The 14,480-nt window shown below is 44.9% G+C and carries 15 protein-coding genes; 3 read left to right on the top strand and 12 right to left on the bottom strand.

Going from position 1 to position 14,480, the window contains the following annotated elements; translation table 11 throughout:
* Positions 1–370: 370 nt before the first annotated feature.
* From PJF56_RS08880 to PJF56_RS08855, 6 genes are all read right to left on the bottom strand, one after another.
* On the bottom strand, positions 371–2,914 hold the full coding sequence (locus PJF56_RS08880; protein WP_283762305.1) for a methyltransferase domain-containing protein: 2,544 nt from the start codon (positions 2,912–2,914) through the stop codon (positions 371–373).
* Between the two features lie 175 nt (positions 2,915–3,089).
* Positions 3,090–3,371, bottom strand: coding sequence for a hypothetical protein (locus PJF56_RS08875; protein WP_283762303.1), 282 nt, complete (start codon positions 3,369–3,371; stop codon positions 3,090–3,092).
* On the bottom strand, positions 3,361–3,657 hold the full coding sequence (locus PJF56_RS08870) for a BrnT family toxin (RefSeq protein ID WP_283762302.1): 297 nt from the start codon (positions 3,655–3,657) through the stop codon (positions 3,361–3,363). Before PJF56_RS08870 ends, PJF56_RS08875 begins: the two co-directional genes overlap by 11 nt.
* A gap of 145 nt (positions 3,658–3,802) precedes the next feature.
* Positions 3,803–4,030 carry a hypothetical protein gene (locus PJF56_RS08865; RefSeq protein WP_283762301.1) on the bottom strand — a complete coding sequence of 76 codons (228 nt, stop codon included), beginning with the start codon at positions 4,028–4,030 and terminating at the stop codon, positions 3,803–3,805.
* A 55-nt stretch (positions 4,031–4,085) separates the two neighbouring features.
* On the bottom strand, positions 4,086–4,916 hold the full coding sequence (locus tag PJF56_RS08860) for a P-loop NTPase family protein (RefSeq protein WP_283762300.1): 831 nt from the start codon (positions 4,914–4,916) through the stop codon (positions 4,086–4,088).
* 89 nt (positions 4,917–5,005) lie between these two features.
* Positions 5,006–5,278, bottom strand: a complete 273-nt coding sequence (locus tag PJF56_RS08855; protein ID WP_283762299.1) for a hypothetical protein — start codon at positions 5,276–5,278, stop codon at positions 5,006–5,008.
* Positions 5,279–5,527: 249 nt separating this feature from the next.
* Between PJF56_RS08855 and PJF56_RS08850 the strand changes: the two genes are divergently transcribed.
* Positions 5,528–6,892 carry a helix-turn-helix domain-containing protein gene (locus PJF56_RS08850; protein WP_283762298.1) on the top strand — a complete coding sequence of 455 codons (1,365 nt, stop codon included), beginning with the start codon at positions 5,528–5,530 and terminating at the stop codon, positions 6,890–6,892.
* Between the two features lie 152 nt (positions 6,893–7,044).
* On the opposite strand, the gene PJF56_RS08845 is transcribed toward PJF56_RS08850, so the two are convergent.
* From PJF56_RS08845 to PJF56_RS08820, 6 genes are all read right to left on the bottom strand, one after another.
* Positions 7,045–7,197: a hypothetical protein gene (locus tag PJF56_RS08845; RefSeq protein WP_283762297.1), complete on the bottom strand. Its 153-nt coding sequence runs from the start codon at positions 7,195–7,197 to the stop codon at positions 7,045–7,047.
* Positions 7,198–7,322: 125 nt separating this feature from the next.
* Positions 7,323–7,604, bottom strand: a complete 282-nt coding sequence (locus tag PJF56_RS08840) for a type II toxin-antitoxin system RelE/ParE family toxin (protein ID WP_283762296.1) — start codon at positions 7,602–7,604, stop codon at positions 7,323–7,325.
* The gene (locus PJF56_RS08835; RefSeq protein WP_283762295.1) at positions 7,582–7,812 is read right to left on the bottom strand and encodes a hypothetical protein; all 231 of its coding nucleotides are present in this window, start codon (positions 7,810–7,812) and stop codon (positions 7,582–7,584) included. The genes PJF56_RS08840 and PJF56_RS08835 overlap by 23 nt, the downstream gene beginning before the upstream one ends.
* A gap of 171 nt (positions 7,813–7,983) precedes the next feature.
* Positions 7,984–9,009: an acyltransferase family protein gene (locus tag PJF56_RS08830; protein ID WP_347179501.1), complete on the bottom strand. Its 1,026-nt coding sequence runs from the start codon at positions 9,007–9,009 to the stop codon at positions 7,984–7,986.
* A 165-nt stretch (positions 9,010–9,174) separates the two neighbouring features.
* The gene (locus PJF56_RS08825; protein WP_347179497.1) at positions 9,175–10,587 is read right to left on the bottom strand and encodes an ABC transporter ATP-binding protein; all 1,413 of its coding nucleotides are present in this window, start codon (positions 10,585–10,587) and stop codon (positions 9,175–9,177) included.
* Between the two features lie 76 nt (positions 10,588–10,663).
* Positions 10,664–11,488 carry an ABC transporter permease gene (locus PJF56_RS08820; RefSeq protein WP_347179500.1) on the bottom strand — a complete coding sequence of 275 codons (825 nt, stop codon included), beginning with the start codon at positions 11,486–11,488 and terminating at the stop codon, positions 10,664–10,666.
* Positions 11,489–11,728: 240 nt separating this feature from the next.
* Between PJF56_RS08820 and PJF56_RS08815 the strand changes: the two genes are divergently transcribed.
* Positions 11,729–13,177, top strand: coding sequence for a circularly permuted type 2 ATP-grasp protein (locus tag PJF56_RS08815; protein WP_283762291.1), 1,449 nt, complete (start codon positions 11,729–11,731; stop codon positions 13,175–13,177).
* A 134-nt stretch (positions 13,178–13,311) separates the two neighbouring features.
* Complete coding sequence (locus PJF56_RS08810) at positions 13,312–13,896, top strand: peptidoglycan-binding protein (protein ID WP_283762290.1); 585 nt, start codon at positions 13,312–13,314, stop codon at positions 13,894–13,896.
* Positions 13,897–14,480 lie beyond the last annotated feature (584 nt).

Raw genomic sequence — 14,480 nt, 5'->3', positions numbered from 1 at the left:
ATGGGTAATGGGTAATGGGTAATGGGCAGAAGGGAAAACCATTTTTTACGCTATGCGTGCCCATTCTTCAGGCTTTTCATGGGACAACACTCTCAAGGAACATTTCGATTACTGTACCTCATAACATCGAAAAACGCTGTAAAGTGCGAGCATCTTGCTCGCTAGTGCGAGCATCTTGCTCGCTAGTGCGAGCATCTTGCTCGGTAGTGCGAGCATCTTACTCGCTAGTGCGAGCATCTTACTCGCTAGTGCGAGCATCTTACTCGGTAGTGCGAGCATCTTACTCGCTAGAAGAAGGCAGCGAGCAAGATGCTCGCATTACTTGTTTAGACACGCTACCCTACGCACTCCTAAAATCTAAAATACTAAATTACTCCTTAATCAATCCGAGATTTTTCTTCAGTTGTACCCATTTCATCCGCAAGCGCCAAGCCTTATTCGCTTTAATCGCGGCTAATTCCAGGTTACGGTGATGCAGTTGACTATTGAGATCTTGGAGTTGGGCGTTCAATTGAGCTTGAATGTCGGCTGAGAGCTTATGGGTTTGTTCGAGTTCAGCATTCGTGTTAATCAATTGTTGGTTGATGTTAACCGCTTCTGCGTGGGATTGATTCAGCTCTTGTTGAGTTTGTTCCAGATGATAATTGGCTTGTTCGAGTTGCGATCGCAGTTGATAGGCCATATGTTTGTACTGTTCGGCTTGAGCCTGACTCTGAGCTGAGAGTGCCTTATGCTCCTGCATTTTCTTCTGAATCAGGGATTTGTGGTATTCTGATTCTTCATACTGCGATCGCATCCGTCGCAACTCTTCGGCTTGTTGCTCCAGTTCTTTCTGTTTAATTTTCAGCAGTTTCTGATACTTGGAGGCACTCCCCACATCCTGCCAACTGCGAAACGCCCAATCTTGGGGACTTAAAGATTGAATTTTCGCCAATTCTGCCTCTAAATCGAGATCCGCAGGCATTATCGAGTCCGTACTTCCCCAAGAACCCGCTAGGGTTTCCAACTCTTTATAGAGCTTAATCGCTTCTGGGAAAAAGGCCTGAATGAGCGCGGGTTTATAGGTTTGGGAAACATCCCGTCGGAGCAATTCTGGTTCAATCACTGAGGTATCGGGCGCTCCTAAAGAGAGCTGCCATTTTTCCTCAATGGCTTGTATCCAGGCTGTCGGATGGGCAACAATAGCATCTAGATTCGCTAGGAAGCACCGTTCTGGATAGGTTCGGGCGAATTCGAGCATCTGCCGGTTGTAGTGCAACCATAACTCTACCGCCTTTTCAGGGTAAGCAGCCACCACTTCATCGGAACCGCGACGATAGAGGGAGTCTACCACTTCCCAGGGAGAGCGATAGACCAAAATCAAATAGGCTGAGGGGAGTAATTCTGCCCAAAACTTGAGAAATAGGGTAGTACGGGGATCTTTCCATCCCCACAGAGCGCGTTTAGTTTTCTCTTTAAGCAGCAGTTTGGCACTTTGATAGTAGCGTGATGCAAGGATCATTTCCGATTCTAGGGTGAGGCCGTCGATTTCTAGACCTTGGGAACGGAGGACATTTTGGTGGAATTCTACGAAGTCTAGATCTTCAAAATGACCGCGATCGTTACCTATTGTAGTGGCGACGAGGCGATCGCCCAAATGAACCCCCAAATTATTCAGCAACGACGCAGTAAGCGAAGTTCCAGAGCGATGCATCCCTCCTAAAATAAAGATACCCTCAGCCAACCCTTTACCCGATGAATGCCCCGACTCTAAACTTGCGAGTTGTTCCAAAGTTTGACAAACTAGCATCCGTTCTAAATTTCCTGTTTCCCCTATCGCTTTAATCATCACCACATCGTCGCGCTGCACCTGAGTATGGTTCAGATGACACACCCAAGAACCTTCCCCACGGGGAACACAGCGATGAATCATCCTATCATTCACCCACAACTCAATCGATTTAGCAGGTGTCGGGGCAGGTTTAGCAATCGATTGATTTTGCACATCAGATGTCGATAAACCTGCCCCTACAGAATTTAGACTCCAGACTTTCCCCTTAAATTCCCAATCTCCAGAAGAATTCAATGCCGTACTCTCCAGACTCCCTTGGGGGGGATAGGTAAACGTAAAATTTGACCACTCCGGGCTACTATTTTTACTAATAATATACAGGTCTTGATGGTCAGCGAGTCCTTTGGGGATGCGATGATAGGTGGCACTGGGGCCTAAAATTTGATAGAGGGCATGTTGGATAAACTCTTCGCTGACATATGTTGTGCCGTATACGGAGGCATCTAGGGTGCGACTTTCGCTTTCGGGGATGAAGTGAAAACCCGAAGCTGAGAGGGAAAAGGGATTAGGCGCTAGGGTAACATCATGGGTGCTAAAAATCAGTAATCCTCCCTCATTGAGATGCTGGTAGAGGGTTTTCAGCCAAGGAATAAAGGTACTTTCGGGGATGTGGCTGAAGAAGGAGCTGGCGAGAATACACTCAAAGCTTTGGTTGATTTTGTATTCCGTGGGGGTGAGAGTAGATAGCACACCCTGAACCTGGAATTGTTCGATTTGAAATTGTACCGCTTCTGGATAGATATCGGAGATCCAAATCTTTTCAGCCGCGAGAACTTGATTGAGAAAGCGGGTAAAGCGTCCATATCCTCCGGCAAAGTCGAGGAAGGTGGAGAGGTTGTCCCAACTGCCGAAGTGATGGGTAATAATTTGTTGGATGGCTTGGAAGATACGGAGTCCATTGCCATGATAGCGGATAGCGGCTTGGGTGCGATCGCCGTTGGTATTCTCTAGAGCCATGAGGAACATCTCGTCGTTGTCTGAGATGGTGCTGTTGAAGGAGTCCCAGGAGGGAAGCATGGCTTCTAGAAACGATGCTAAGATGCGATCGCTCCTTCCTTCCTCAAGACGTTGACTATCAATCATACTCACGGTAGTTAACACTCCCCTCTACTCTTCTATGGACGCTAACCGTATATTGTATAGCGTGATGCGCTAGGAAGAGGCATCGGAATGGGTAAGAACCTAATCCAGTCATGCCTGAGTTAAGAAGACACCTTACACCCACCTTGATTCAGGTATAACTTTCCCACACTTGCGATCAATCTACATACTTGCCTTTAACTCCTCCAGTCAACTGGGACAAATCATACTCAGGTCGCAGATCGTCATCCATTTCATCATGAATGTCATTCTCGAAGCGCTCTAAGTCTTGACGTAATCCCTGTCCGATATAAGCACGCATCAGGGATTGATAATCAGAAAATCCCAATAATGGCGCGATTCGCGTTAAGTCTTCTATCACATCTTCAGGAATATTCAGGGTTACGCTAGTCATGGGACGATTTTTGTCTAACCGTTTTTTTAATTGCTCAATTTTCATATATTTCTCGCTCCTGACGAGTCGCTTTACGTGCTGAAATCATCCGAATTGTATTATCCTCACGTTCGATATGAACGACAAATAATAGATTCCATCGAGTATCTAACCCAATGACAGCATCTCTTGTTTCATCATTACGGCTGGCATCAATGACAACTAGAAATGGATCAAAAAACACTTCAGCCGCTTGCTCAAAAGTAATACCATCATGCTTTCTAGGATTCAGTGCTGCTTTTTCCTGGTTCCAAACAAAGGTAATACCATTGAGTACGAAATATACATCCATATTTCAGATTCTACTATACTATCTGGGCGATTCGCTGCGCGATACCTTCGGGAACGCCTCTTCGAGTAATTGAGTCATGTTCACGCTCCCAATCAACGGCTTTACCAGTTATTGTAACAAAGCTGACTTAAGATTCTACTAGAACTCATAAAATAAAGGCCACATCTTCAGGAATTTGCCCGACATATTCAATAGCTAGGGGTTGCTCAGGAATAGAAGCCAACATTTCATAGATGTCAGACTGGTTAGGAGAACGAGCCAACACTTCCCCTTCTATGACTTCCATCTGGTCATCCAGGTCTTTATAGGCAATCAGTAACCATTCCCCTTGATAATGCTGCTTCATTTCTTCAAAGGTCATTAGCTGAGACATTAGAGGGTTAATTTATGACTTTCCTTATAATCATAGCAGAGCGCACGATCTTTATTTATCCCCCCCGCAATCTACTCACAAAAGAAATAATTTTTGTGCCAACATTAACAACTTGACTTCCGAACTCCTTCACGTAAGGGGCAGCTTTCTTTACAGCATCTATTACTTTAGATAGAACCTCAGCTCCTGTCCCTACTATATTCAATGCTGTTGCAATTCGATCTCCAATAGCTTGTTCCTGCTTTGAGTTCAGAGGAATATCTGACCCTGTGGGAGGACTTTCAACAGATTCATTATTTACATTAGTGTTTTGAGCGGGTTTCCCAGAATCGACTCCCATAGCATGAATCGTGCCTCCAGGAGATTTGCGTGGAGTAGGTTTGAATCGCTCGATAGTAACCATCAGGTAAGGCAACATTGCATCCATCTTCATCCGTTTAAACACTGTTGTATACAATTCTCCTAACCAGAATTCACCATCAGGAGTGGTTTTGCTCTTATTATCAACTGCTACTGAAGGAATTAGTTCAGCCACTTCTTCTCGAATATACTGAGCAATTTCTGCTCGAATTAACTCAGTTCTTTTTCTGAGCTTTTCTGGGAAATCATTGCGTTCAACAAAACCTGCAAATGTAAATACAATAATAGATAAACCCCAAATCCCAGACCCGAATGATTCACTAATAAGCCGAATCGCTCGTTTTTCATCAGAACGTACTCTTGTTTCATGAAGAGGAGTAACAAACCACAAACAATCTACTTTCCGTAAATCAATACTAGACTTTCCTACTCCTGTTCTACCCACTAAAAGAAACGTAAATCCTCGATTCTTTGCCTTAATAAGTTCTGAGAAAATCTTATGAATCTCAAACCCTTCAAAATCCATGTCAGCCTCCTATTTATATCTATCCGATCTATCTGGTTACTTTTGGCAAGAGAAAACGCGATCTCCCTTGCCCAGTCAATGTTTCGTTACTAATCGCTGACCCAGACTTTTAAGTTATAAGTCAACTTTGTGCCTAGGTCGAGCCAGTAGTGAACTCCGACAGTCGATGAATTTTTCTGAGTATATTTAGCGTCTCCGCGACCCACACCAGGATCGAGTTTAGTTATGGAAATTGCACTGACAGTTTTGTTTAATTCGATTTTCGATATTTTTCCGTTACAGGGAAAATCATCATCGCCCTTTTTACCGACCAACTTGGCTTCATAGGTCATTGACGTATTAATGGCAAGGCTTTCACTCATGGCTCATTTAGCTCCTGCTGTTGTTGAAGACTACGAGTTGCAGTTGCAGACTCCCTTGAATTATAGAATCATTCTTTACAGTATAGGTTACTGGTTTTGATTGGCCTACTGACAAAAAGACAAATTTGGTCTATAACTTTGAACAACATTTTAATGATTTGTAAAGCAAAAAAGTTGAAATTTGGTGAAAAAAGTTGTAATAGGTTAAAAAAGTGATAGGATAGCGACGGAGTGGTATCGGTATAACTAATGGATGTGGAAGCAATCCTGGCATGGGCCGATGAGTTGATGTTGGCTCAAACAGGCACAAGCTTAAGTAGTCTGCAACGAGCGGTGTTAGCTGGGGTTTGGAAGCATCAGAAATATAAGGAGATTGCGGAAGATTATCACTGTGGCGAAGCGAATGTGAAAATAGTGGCGGGAAGTTTATGGAAGTTGATTTCGGAAGAGTTAGGGGAAAAGGTTAATAAGAAAAATTTTCGCGCAACATTGGAATGCTATTCTATTGCTCATTCTAGAATCAATAATTTTGAGAAAAGTTTTAATCAAAATCACATTAATATCTGTGAAAAGAATTGGCCCTCTGGAGAACTGACAAAAGAACGCTCACATTCTCCCTCTATCAATCAACAACAGCGCCACGATCTCGCAGAAGCGCCAGAATACTATCCTCTAAATAATCGCAGAAGTGAACTAACGACTCTGAAACAGTGGGTATTGGATGAAAAAATAAAGATTGTCACAATTTGGGGCTTACCTCGCATCGGTAAAACGACTCTTGCGAGAGCATTGGTAGAAGCAGTTAAAGATCGATTTGACTATGCGATCTGGCGCAACTGCACGAATAGCCTAGAGCGCCAATCTCTGGAAACTGATATGATAGAATTGATGGGCAAAGATGAAAGCCAGAAATCGGCAAAGCTCATCAACTATTTGCGCTCTTCTCGTTCCCTGATTATTCTCGATGACTTCCAAGAACTGTTCGCTCCGGGTGAGTTGGCTGGGACGTATTTACCGGGACAGGAAAGTTATGGTAAGCTGTTAAGAGAAATGGGGCGATCGCACCACGGCAGTTGCTTCCTCCTCCTCTCCTGGGAAAAACCCACAGAAATCGCCACCTTAGAGCGCGAAAACAGTCATTGTCTCAGCTTGCAACTGGGAAGTTTAGGCGCAGCAGCACGGGAAATCTTGAGCAACCACCAACTCAGGGATGAGGAGCGATGGGAAGAATTGATTCAACGTTACGGAGGTAATCCTTCTTGGCTCAATATTGTTGCCTCTACGATCCAGGAGTTCTTTAACGGTAGCTGCGATCGCTTCCTCTCCTATCCTAACCCCTTCCTGGGCGACCTAGAACCCATCCTGCAAGACTATTATCAACGCTTATCTCCCTCAGAAATGACGGTAGTCCAGTGGTTAGCCAGTCACGAAACCCCGGATATTTTCCACAAACCCACAGAGTTAGCCTTGTCTGATGCTGAATTCTTGCAAGCGATACACTCTTTACTCAAGCGAGGAATTATTGAGAAACATACCCATGAAAAAGTCGCCCAATTTACACTACAACCGACGATTGCATCCTATGCTCATTGCCTATATAGCAAGCCTAAATGAGTTATGTAACGGTGGCCCCTCATCCCCCTACCCCCTTCTCCCACAGGCGCTGCCCTGAGCGAAGTCGAAGGGAGAAGGGGGAGAGTCCCTCTCGGAGTGGGAGAGGGATTTAGGGAGAGGGCATTTCCCATTGCACAACTCATTTAGGCCTGCTATATCCCTCTTCTGTCACTCTCCGAAAAGCTAAAGCTTTTCGGAATCGTAGAGTCTAGACAAGGCAGGCGATCGCGCCATTTTCTCCGAGTAGGAGTTCCTGAGAGAGTGAAATCAGCCAAAATGCGATCGCCCAACTCTACATCACCCATGATACCTTGGCTCCAGAAATTTCTAATAATAGAAGAAACCGGAAAGTGACAGAAGAGGGATATTAGGTATAGCTGACATGAATGCGTTGGGTTTCACTTCGTTCAACCCAACCTACGAATCAACATTAATAAACCTCGTCATGACTGCCAATATCAATTAGAAGAATTACTTCCTCATCTGTATCTTCTTCATCAAAAAAAGAAAAAATAATCCGGCAATCATAAGCAACAGAACACGACCATAATCCGTTTAAGCTCCCCGTTAACTTATGAGATTTTAATGAAGGAGTAAAGGGATCGATCGCGAGAATTTTTAATACCTCGATCGCCTTAGCTTGTAATTGAGGTTGTTTCTTGGCCAATTTCTTAAATGCTCTCTTAAAGCTATTGCTCCAGACAATCTCCATCATCATCCTCAAGTAAATCAGCAATCAGATCGTCCACTGTTCCTCGTTTAGCAGTTCCTTGCTGAAATTCTTGCTTCAGCGTTTCAGCATTAACAGCAATTTCTAAGCGTCGCTGTTCAATTCTTCGCTTGTGGATTAAGTCGAATAAATAATCTTGATCTTCAATGGACAATTGTTCAATTGAATCAATTAGTTCTTGTAATTTCATGGATTTAGGGAGCCGTCAGAGTTCCCACAACAGGATATCGTGAAGATCTATCGGCTGTCTACCGGAAAGCAAATGAATATCTGATTGTCCGTCCCGATCGCACTGGCATAGAAAAAATTGTTACTTTTGGCAAACTATCTGCGGTTATTAATCTTAGAGTATTTAATTCCTTTACTGACGGATTAAGTGTCTAGGATGATACAAAGCAGTGATACCGTAGCGGTCATAGAGCGTTAGTAGCACGTAAGATACTCCGACGATCAGGGGAATACCGAGGAAGACTAAGCCCGCAGTGATGGTATAGATATTGTCAATGAGTAAGAGCGATCGCATCATCTGCTCTAGGGCAAACCAGATCGGACGGTGAAAAAGGAACATCCCATAGGCACAATAGGCGATGGCATGGAAAAAGGGGTTCAATTGGGAATGTTGACAAACCACATCAGAAAGGCGATAAATCAATAGCACAAAGGAGAACATCAACAGATTGAGTAAAATCGTGTTGTGTTCAATGGGTAGATGATATTTATTTTCCCATACCCAGCATAGGGGTAAGATTGCCCAAAATACCCCCGTGTTTAGGGATAAGGCTTTTCGCCACAGGCGATGTTCAAACCAATTGTTTTTAGCTGCAAAAATCCCCCCTAAAAAGGGGAAACTATAGTAAATTAGGCGCAGATCGGTAATGTTCAGATAAGTAGCACTGAAGAAAAGAGTTAAGAATAAAACACCCAAAATCAGCGCTTTGTGAAGGGCTGGAATTCGCTCGATATTGAGCAGGGAGAAGAGGCTGTAATAGACTAAAATTAATCCCACATACCATAAAGTGGGCAAGGGGGGATAGCTGTTAGAGGCAAAGATGAGTTGTAAGCCCAAAACATGGATCAGGATTTGCCCCCAATCCAACATACTATAGAGATAACAAAATAGGGCAAGGGAGAGATAGTAGAGGGGAAAGAGTTTCAACAGCTTTTTGAATAAAAATTTCCCGGCTGTTGGCAGATCGGGAAAGGTTAAGTTATGTCGGTTAATTAGGGTTCCGGAAAGAAAGACTAATAGCCCTAAGCTACATTGAAGGCTGAGGTGGTGTAAGGCTGATAAATCCAGGGTTTTTCCGCAAATATCGAAGTGATAAGATTGGAAGCAATAATCGGGGAGATTGTACAGTAAGATCATGGAAATTCCTACGGATCTCATGAAATCTAATCGGGATGAGGGATCGATTATTCGGTTCATAGTTCTAGGGTTGATTAGGGTGAACTATAAAAGTATTTTCCCTGCTATTAGACACATTTCGATCCCCCTAAATCCCCCTTAAAAAGGGGGGTTGGGGGGATCTTATAGTTGTAGGGACTTAAAAAATTAGCTATTATCATCAATAACTTCCAGTTGATGGGCTGGATGTTCTGTCCATGTGCTTTCAAACGTTAACTTGGGATCGATTTTAAAATCGACTGTGCCATTACCGCAAACGGCTTCGTCTGGATTAACCCGAAACATAGCCGCATCAATACAACGGGCAAGATATATAAATTCTTCATCTACTATTCCGGAAACTCCGGCATTGAGGAAATAAACTCCGGGATGAAGGAAGCATTCAAAGGAAAATTGAACGGTAATCACTTGATTGGGTTCAAAGTGAGAGATTTTATGGAATGAGGGGCTGATGGATGCGCCTCCTAATTCTAAGCCACTGATGGTTTTAATTAACATGCCAAAGCGCACGTTTTGAGCCAGTTTGGAAAAGTGGACTTTGAAGGTGTAAATGTAGGGTTGTCTGCGAATCAGGTGGTTGACGAGTCTACCGGATAGGGTTTCAATATGAGGGTCAAGGATTTCTGCTCCTCTGGTGGTATAGGAAAGGGTATGTTCGGGGTTAAGATGGGGATCGTAGTAGTCTCCTAATGTGGGTATGGATGGGGCGTTATTGGAGTCTTGTGGGGTGGAAGATTGACCGTTTGTTTCTGATTTTTCTGGGGTGGGAAGGGTTTGCTGTTGATGGGATTTTTTCAGTTGTTCGCGTAGGATGTGGCTTTTGTCTGAGGGAGCGTAGATGAGTTCTTGATATTTGGAGACGACGAATTTGGGTTTATTGCTGAGGAGAATTTCGCCTTTATCCATGAGGATAGCCCGATCGCACAATTCAACAACCGACGAAGCGGCATGAGACACAAATAACACGGTTCCGCCGCGATCGCTAATTTCCTGAATTCGAGCAAAACACTTGCGCTGAAACGCCTCATCCCCAACCGATAGGGCTTCATCCACCACCAAAATATCCGGCTCCACACTCGTAGCCACGGCAAACGCCAAGCGCACGAACATCCCGCTAGAATAGGTTTTTACCGGTTGCTCAATAAATTCACCGATATCAGCAAACGAGACAATCGAATCGAACTTAGTCTGAATTTCGTCCTTGGTTAAGCCCAACAACTGACCATTAAAAAAGACATTCTGCCGCCCGGTAAACTCTGGATTAAATCCGCTTCCCAGTTCCAAAAGCGCCGATAACCGTCCATTCACCTCTACCTCACCTGTGGTTGGAGTCAGGGTAGCGGCAATAATTTGCAGTAGGGTACTTTTCCCCGAACCATTACGCCCAACAATTCCCAGGGTTTGCCCTTGAGGAATTTCTAAATCAATATCCTGTAGCGCCCAAAACTCTTGCCCTCTAATTTTTCCGGGTAGCAATAGCTCCTTGAGGCGATCGCCCGGATGGGCATATCGCTTAAACGACTTAGAAACACCTTTTAGTGAAATCGCCATTTCACTCATGGAAACACAATATCTTTAGTTCAGTGCGATCGTCAACCAACCCGACACTCTCCCAGGAATAGCCATAAACACTCCCCTAGATCACATCAGCAAACGCAGGGCGCAGTCGTCGATAGACCCACAAACCCCCTGACAACAGTACCAGAGAAACGCCCAAAGCACTCATCCATTCTCCCCAATGTTGCATCTGCCCCACCAAAATCAAATCCCGGTAGGTTTCCGAAATTGCCGCCAAAGGATTGAGCCAAAACACCAACTGTCGCCACGGTTCCGGGATAATACTCACCGGATAGACAATCGGAGTCATGTAAAACCACAAATTGGTAATCACCGCTAAACTTTGGGGAATATCGCGCAAAAATACCGTTAACGCGGAGACTAAATAGCCCAAACCTGCCGTGAGCAATAATTGTGGTAGCCAAGCCAAGGGCAATAATAACAGCGTCGGATGCAGCGTCTGCGTGATAAACCCGGTCAATACAATCAGGGCAATTAACCCCATAGAGCTTTCAATAAAGGCACTCAAAACCGGCACAAGGGGCAATAACCCCAGGGGAAACACTACTTTTTTGACTAAATTGGGTTGACTAATCACTGCATTGGAGGACTGAAGCAAACCGGTCATAAATGCAGTCCAGGGGAGCAACCCAGCAAATAACCATAACCCAAACGTGAGATTATTGGCCGCCATGCCCTGGAGATTGAGCTTCACCTTCAGCACAATGGAAAACACATAGGTGTAAATCAGCAACTGGGAGAGTTGATTGAGCAACGGCCACAAATTTCCCAGCACCGAACCCTGATAACGAGCCGCTAAATCCCGGTGAACCAAGCTTTTAAGTAAGTTCGCTTGCAGCACCCATTGACGGTTTCCCAGAGATTTGGCGATAATGCGACCCATCGCTCGCGCGATCGCCGCTACCCCCATTCCTCCTTTATTTGTCCTCAACAAAATTCGTCCCCCTCTCACCACTGAAACATTGCTAAACCCAAGACTCCAGAGAGCATGGCCCTCAAATTTTTACATTCTCTGCGATCGAGTGCAAGTGTAGCTTTACTCAAAGTTTTGTAAAATCGTAGTCTTAGTTACAGCAATTTAGTCTCTCTCTTCCCTATATCATAAACTGTTCAGCCCACTCCTATGGTATCCATTAGTGTGAACTTTGATTCTTACAATCCAGGGGACTTCTACGATGAACTCTTCGGAGCCGATGGTAATCCTCGCCCCGAATGTAAACCCCTAATTGACCTCTTTAACCATCTCTCCCGCGAACACCTGCACCAACGCCAACAAGCCGCCCAAATTGGACTCTTTAAGGTGGGGGTAACCTTTAATGTCTACGGCGCAGAAGAAGGAACGGAGAGGATTTTGCCCTTCGATCTGATTCCCCGAGTCGTTTTATCTCAGGAATGGAAAACCCTAGAAAAGGGACTCAAGCAACGGATTCAAGCCCTAAATTTATTTATTGGGGATATTTATGACCAGCAAAAGATTGTCAAAGATAAGGTCATTCCCGAAGAATTAATTCACTCAGCCACCGGTTTCCTCAAACCCTGTATGGGACTTAAACCCCCCAAAGACGTTTGGTGTCATATTACCGGAACCGACTTAGTGCGCGACAAAGACGGCAAATGGTATGTTTTAGAAGACAATTTGCGCTGTCCTTCCGGCGTTTCCTATGTGCTGGAAAATCGGCGGGTAATGAAAAGTACCTTTCCCCAAGTCTTTAGCTTAATGGATATTGAACCGGTCGATCGATATCCCAGCCGCTTACTCGATACCTTACTTAACTTAGCCCCTAGCCATGTTCTCGATCCAACCGTAGTGGTTTTAACGCCAGGAGTCTATAATTCCGCTTATTTTGAGCATTCGTTTTTAGCCCAGCAAATGGGCGTTGAGTTAGTCGAAGGCCGGGATTTAGTGGTTACGGATGGCTATTTACAAATGCGAACCACAAAAGGACTGCAACGGGTAGATGTGGTCTATCGTCGCATTGACGATAACTTTATCGATCCGACGGTCTTTAATCCCGACTCATTGTTAGGGATTCCCGGTTTGATGGAGGTCTATCAGTCCGGACGAGTGGCTTTAGCCAATGCTCTGGGAACTGGAGTGGCCGATGATAAGGTGATCTATGCCTATGTTCCCCAGATGATTCGCTATTATTTGGGCGAAGAGCCAATTTTAGCCAATGTCCCCACTTATCTCTGTTGGGAACCCAAACAACAAGATTATGTATTAAACCATTTACCAGACTTAGTGGTTAAAGCCGCCGATGAGTCGGGAGGGTATGGTATGTTGGTTGGCCCCAATTCTACCTCCGCCCAACAGGAAGAGTTTGCCCAACGGATTAAGGCTAATCCTCGTAAATATATTGCCCAACCGACCCTGTGTTTATCTAGGGTTCCTACGCTGTTAAATGGTAGTATTGAAGGCTGTCACGTGGATTTGCGCCCCTATATCCTCTATGGTGAAGACATTTCGGTGATGCCCGGAGGCTTAACCAGGGTTGCCCTGAAGCGAGGGTCTCTAGTCGTTAATTCTTCTCAAGGAGGTGGCAGTAAAGATACCTGGGTCTTACGAGATTAGTTGGCTCTCGTACAGTTGCATGTCACGAACACAACAATAAATTAATTTTCGTGAATTCTTCGTAACGATGAGTTGCTCAAACTCCGGATCATCCTCTATCCTGGCAGTAACCAGTTATTCATGACTTAAAACCTATGATGGAATCACTTGCATTTACCCATGCTTCGCTGGCTTATGAAGATCCCAATCCCGCTCCACAATTACGGTCTTTTAAACCGCTCAATTTATCTCTAGCCAAAAGTGCTGTAGGTGTCTTAGCGTTAGGTGTTGCTCTGTCGATTGTCAGTGCGGCAGAAAATGCGATGGCTTACCTGAGTTACGGGTCTACAGGTAATGATGTGGTTTATCTGCAAGACTTGCTCAAAAGTGCCGGTTACTTCCCTTATGATGTGCGCTCTACGGGTTACTATGGCGACATTACCTATAACGCAGTCGTAGATTATCAGTATGATATGGGCCTAGCTGTAGATGGACTGGCTGGGTCTCGAACCTTTGCGTCTCTGGAAGCCGGTGGTGGTGACCCCAATATGGGTGGGGGTAGCCACATGGTGGTTGCAGGAAGTGGCTTAAATGTCCGTTCAGGTATGGGGACATCGTTTCCCGTCATTGGTGGACTCGGCTATGGACAAGCGGTTTTTGTGGAATACTTTGACCATAGTGGTTGGGCAAAACTGGCCGGTGGTGGCTATGTGTCCGGTGACTATCTTTCCGCACTCTAATGGACTGGCAAGCTACTAATATCAAGTCTGGTTTCCGCAAGCGGACATGAAAATGGGTTCACGAAAAAAAGATGGGAGAATGGAAACCGCGTAACTTTAGTTCGCGGAGGAAATTCGACTCAGGCGGTTTTAACCGCCGTGAAGCAGAAAAGGTGGGAGGGAAAAACCCTCCCCAATCTTCTACCGCCTTGGCCCTATTAACGACGGTGATGTATTGCTTTCATCTTTCGTCCAGGCAATTGTGGACTCGTGCTTTTAAGCTGTACGCATAGAAGTTAAACTCCTATTTCTAGGGTAAGGTTCGCCTTGGCAATGTTATCGGTCGGTATTTTCCAAATAGCACTGTTCTACCCCTCGTACAACTGTTTAACTATCTGGTTTTAGAGCTTGGAACTGGCGAAGCATTCCAAGGTAAGAACTTTAACGCTTGCCGATAACGTAGTGCGCGAAGCACTTAGCCGGGTCAGCTACCTAAAGAGGAGGCCCGAAGCTCCGTCTCTTTAGAGCGGGGTGCTGACAAGCGGGCAAGATGCCTCCTAAAGCGGGCAAGATGCCCGCACTCCTAAAACCTTATCTGGCTCGTA

It is taken from the genome of Roseofilum halophilum BLCC-M91, assembly GCF_030068445.1.
GTDB lineage: Bacteria > Cyanobacteriota > Cyanobacteriia > Cyanobacteriales > Desertifilaceae > Roseofilum > Roseofilum halophilum.
The sequence above is the reverse complement of the archived record's forward strand: the minus strand, read 5'-3'. Positions and strand labels throughout refer to the sequence as shown.

What these genes read in the sequence shown, in the direction of transcription:
- PJF56_RS08840 (WP_283762296.1), bottom strand. Translation starts at nt 7,604, where the DNA reads ATGGAGATTGTCTGGAGCAATAGCTTTAAGAGAGCATTTAAGAAATTG.
- PJF56_RS08820 (WP_347179500.1), bottom strand. Translation starts at nt 11,488, where the DNA reads ATGGGTCGCATTATCGCCAAATCTCTGGGAAACCGTCAATGGGTGCTG.
- PJF56_RS08810 (WP_283762290.1), top strand. Translation starts at nt 13,312, where the DNA reads ATGATGGAATCACTTGCATTTACCCATGCTTCGCTGGCTTATGAAGAT.
- PJF56_RS08860 (WP_283762300.1), bottom strand. Translation starts at nt 4,916, where the DNA reads ATGGATTTTGAAGGGTTTGAGATTCATAAGATTTTCTCAGAACTTATT.
- PJF56_RS08855 (WP_283762299.1), bottom strand. Translation starts at nt 5,278, where the DNA reads ATGAGTGAAAGCCTTGCCATTAATACGTCAATGACCTATGAAGCCAAG.
- PJF56_RS08875 (WP_283762303.1), bottom strand. Translation starts at nt 3,371, where the DNA reads ATGAAAATTGAGCAATTAAAAAAACGGTTAGACAAAAATCGTCCCATG.
- PJF56_RS08865 (WP_283762301.1), bottom strand. Translation starts at nt 4,030, where the DNA reads ATGTCTCAGCTAATGACCTTTGAAGAAATGAAGCAGCATTATCAAGGG.
- PJF56_RS08845 (WP_283762297.1), bottom strand. Translation starts at nt 7,197, where the DNA reads ATGGGTGATGTAGAGTTGGGCGATCGCATTTTGGCTGATTTCACTCTC.
- PJF56_RS08880 (WP_283762305.1), bottom strand. Translation starts at nt 2,914, where the DNA reads ATGATTGATAGTCAACGTCTTGAGGAAGGAAGGAGCGATCGCATCTTA.
- PJF56_RS08815 (WP_283762291.1), top strand. Translation starts at nt 11,729, where the DNA reads ATGGTATCCATTAGTGTGAACTTTGATTCTTACAATCCAGGGGACTTC.
- PJF56_RS08835 (WP_283762295.1), bottom strand. Translation starts at nt 7,812, where the DNA reads ATGAAATTACAAGAACTAATTGATTCAATTGAACAATTGTCCATTGAA.
- PJF56_RS08830 (WP_347179501.1), bottom strand. Translation starts at nt 9,009, where the DNA reads ATGAGATCCGTAGGAATTTCCATGATCTTACTGTACAATCTCCCCGAT.
- PJF56_RS08870 (WP_283762302.1), bottom strand. Translation starts at nt 3,657, where the DNA reads ATGGATGTATATTTCGTACTCAATGGTATTACCTTTGTTTGGAACCAG.
- PJF56_RS08825 (WP_347179497.1), bottom strand. Translation starts at nt 10,587, where the DNA reads ATGAGTGAAATGGCGATTTCACTAAAAGGTGTTTCTAAGTCGTTTAAG.
- PJF56_RS08850 (WP_283762298.1), top strand. Translation starts at nt 5,528, where the DNA reads ATGGATGTGGAAGCAATCCTGGCATGGGCCGATGAGTTGATGTTGGCT.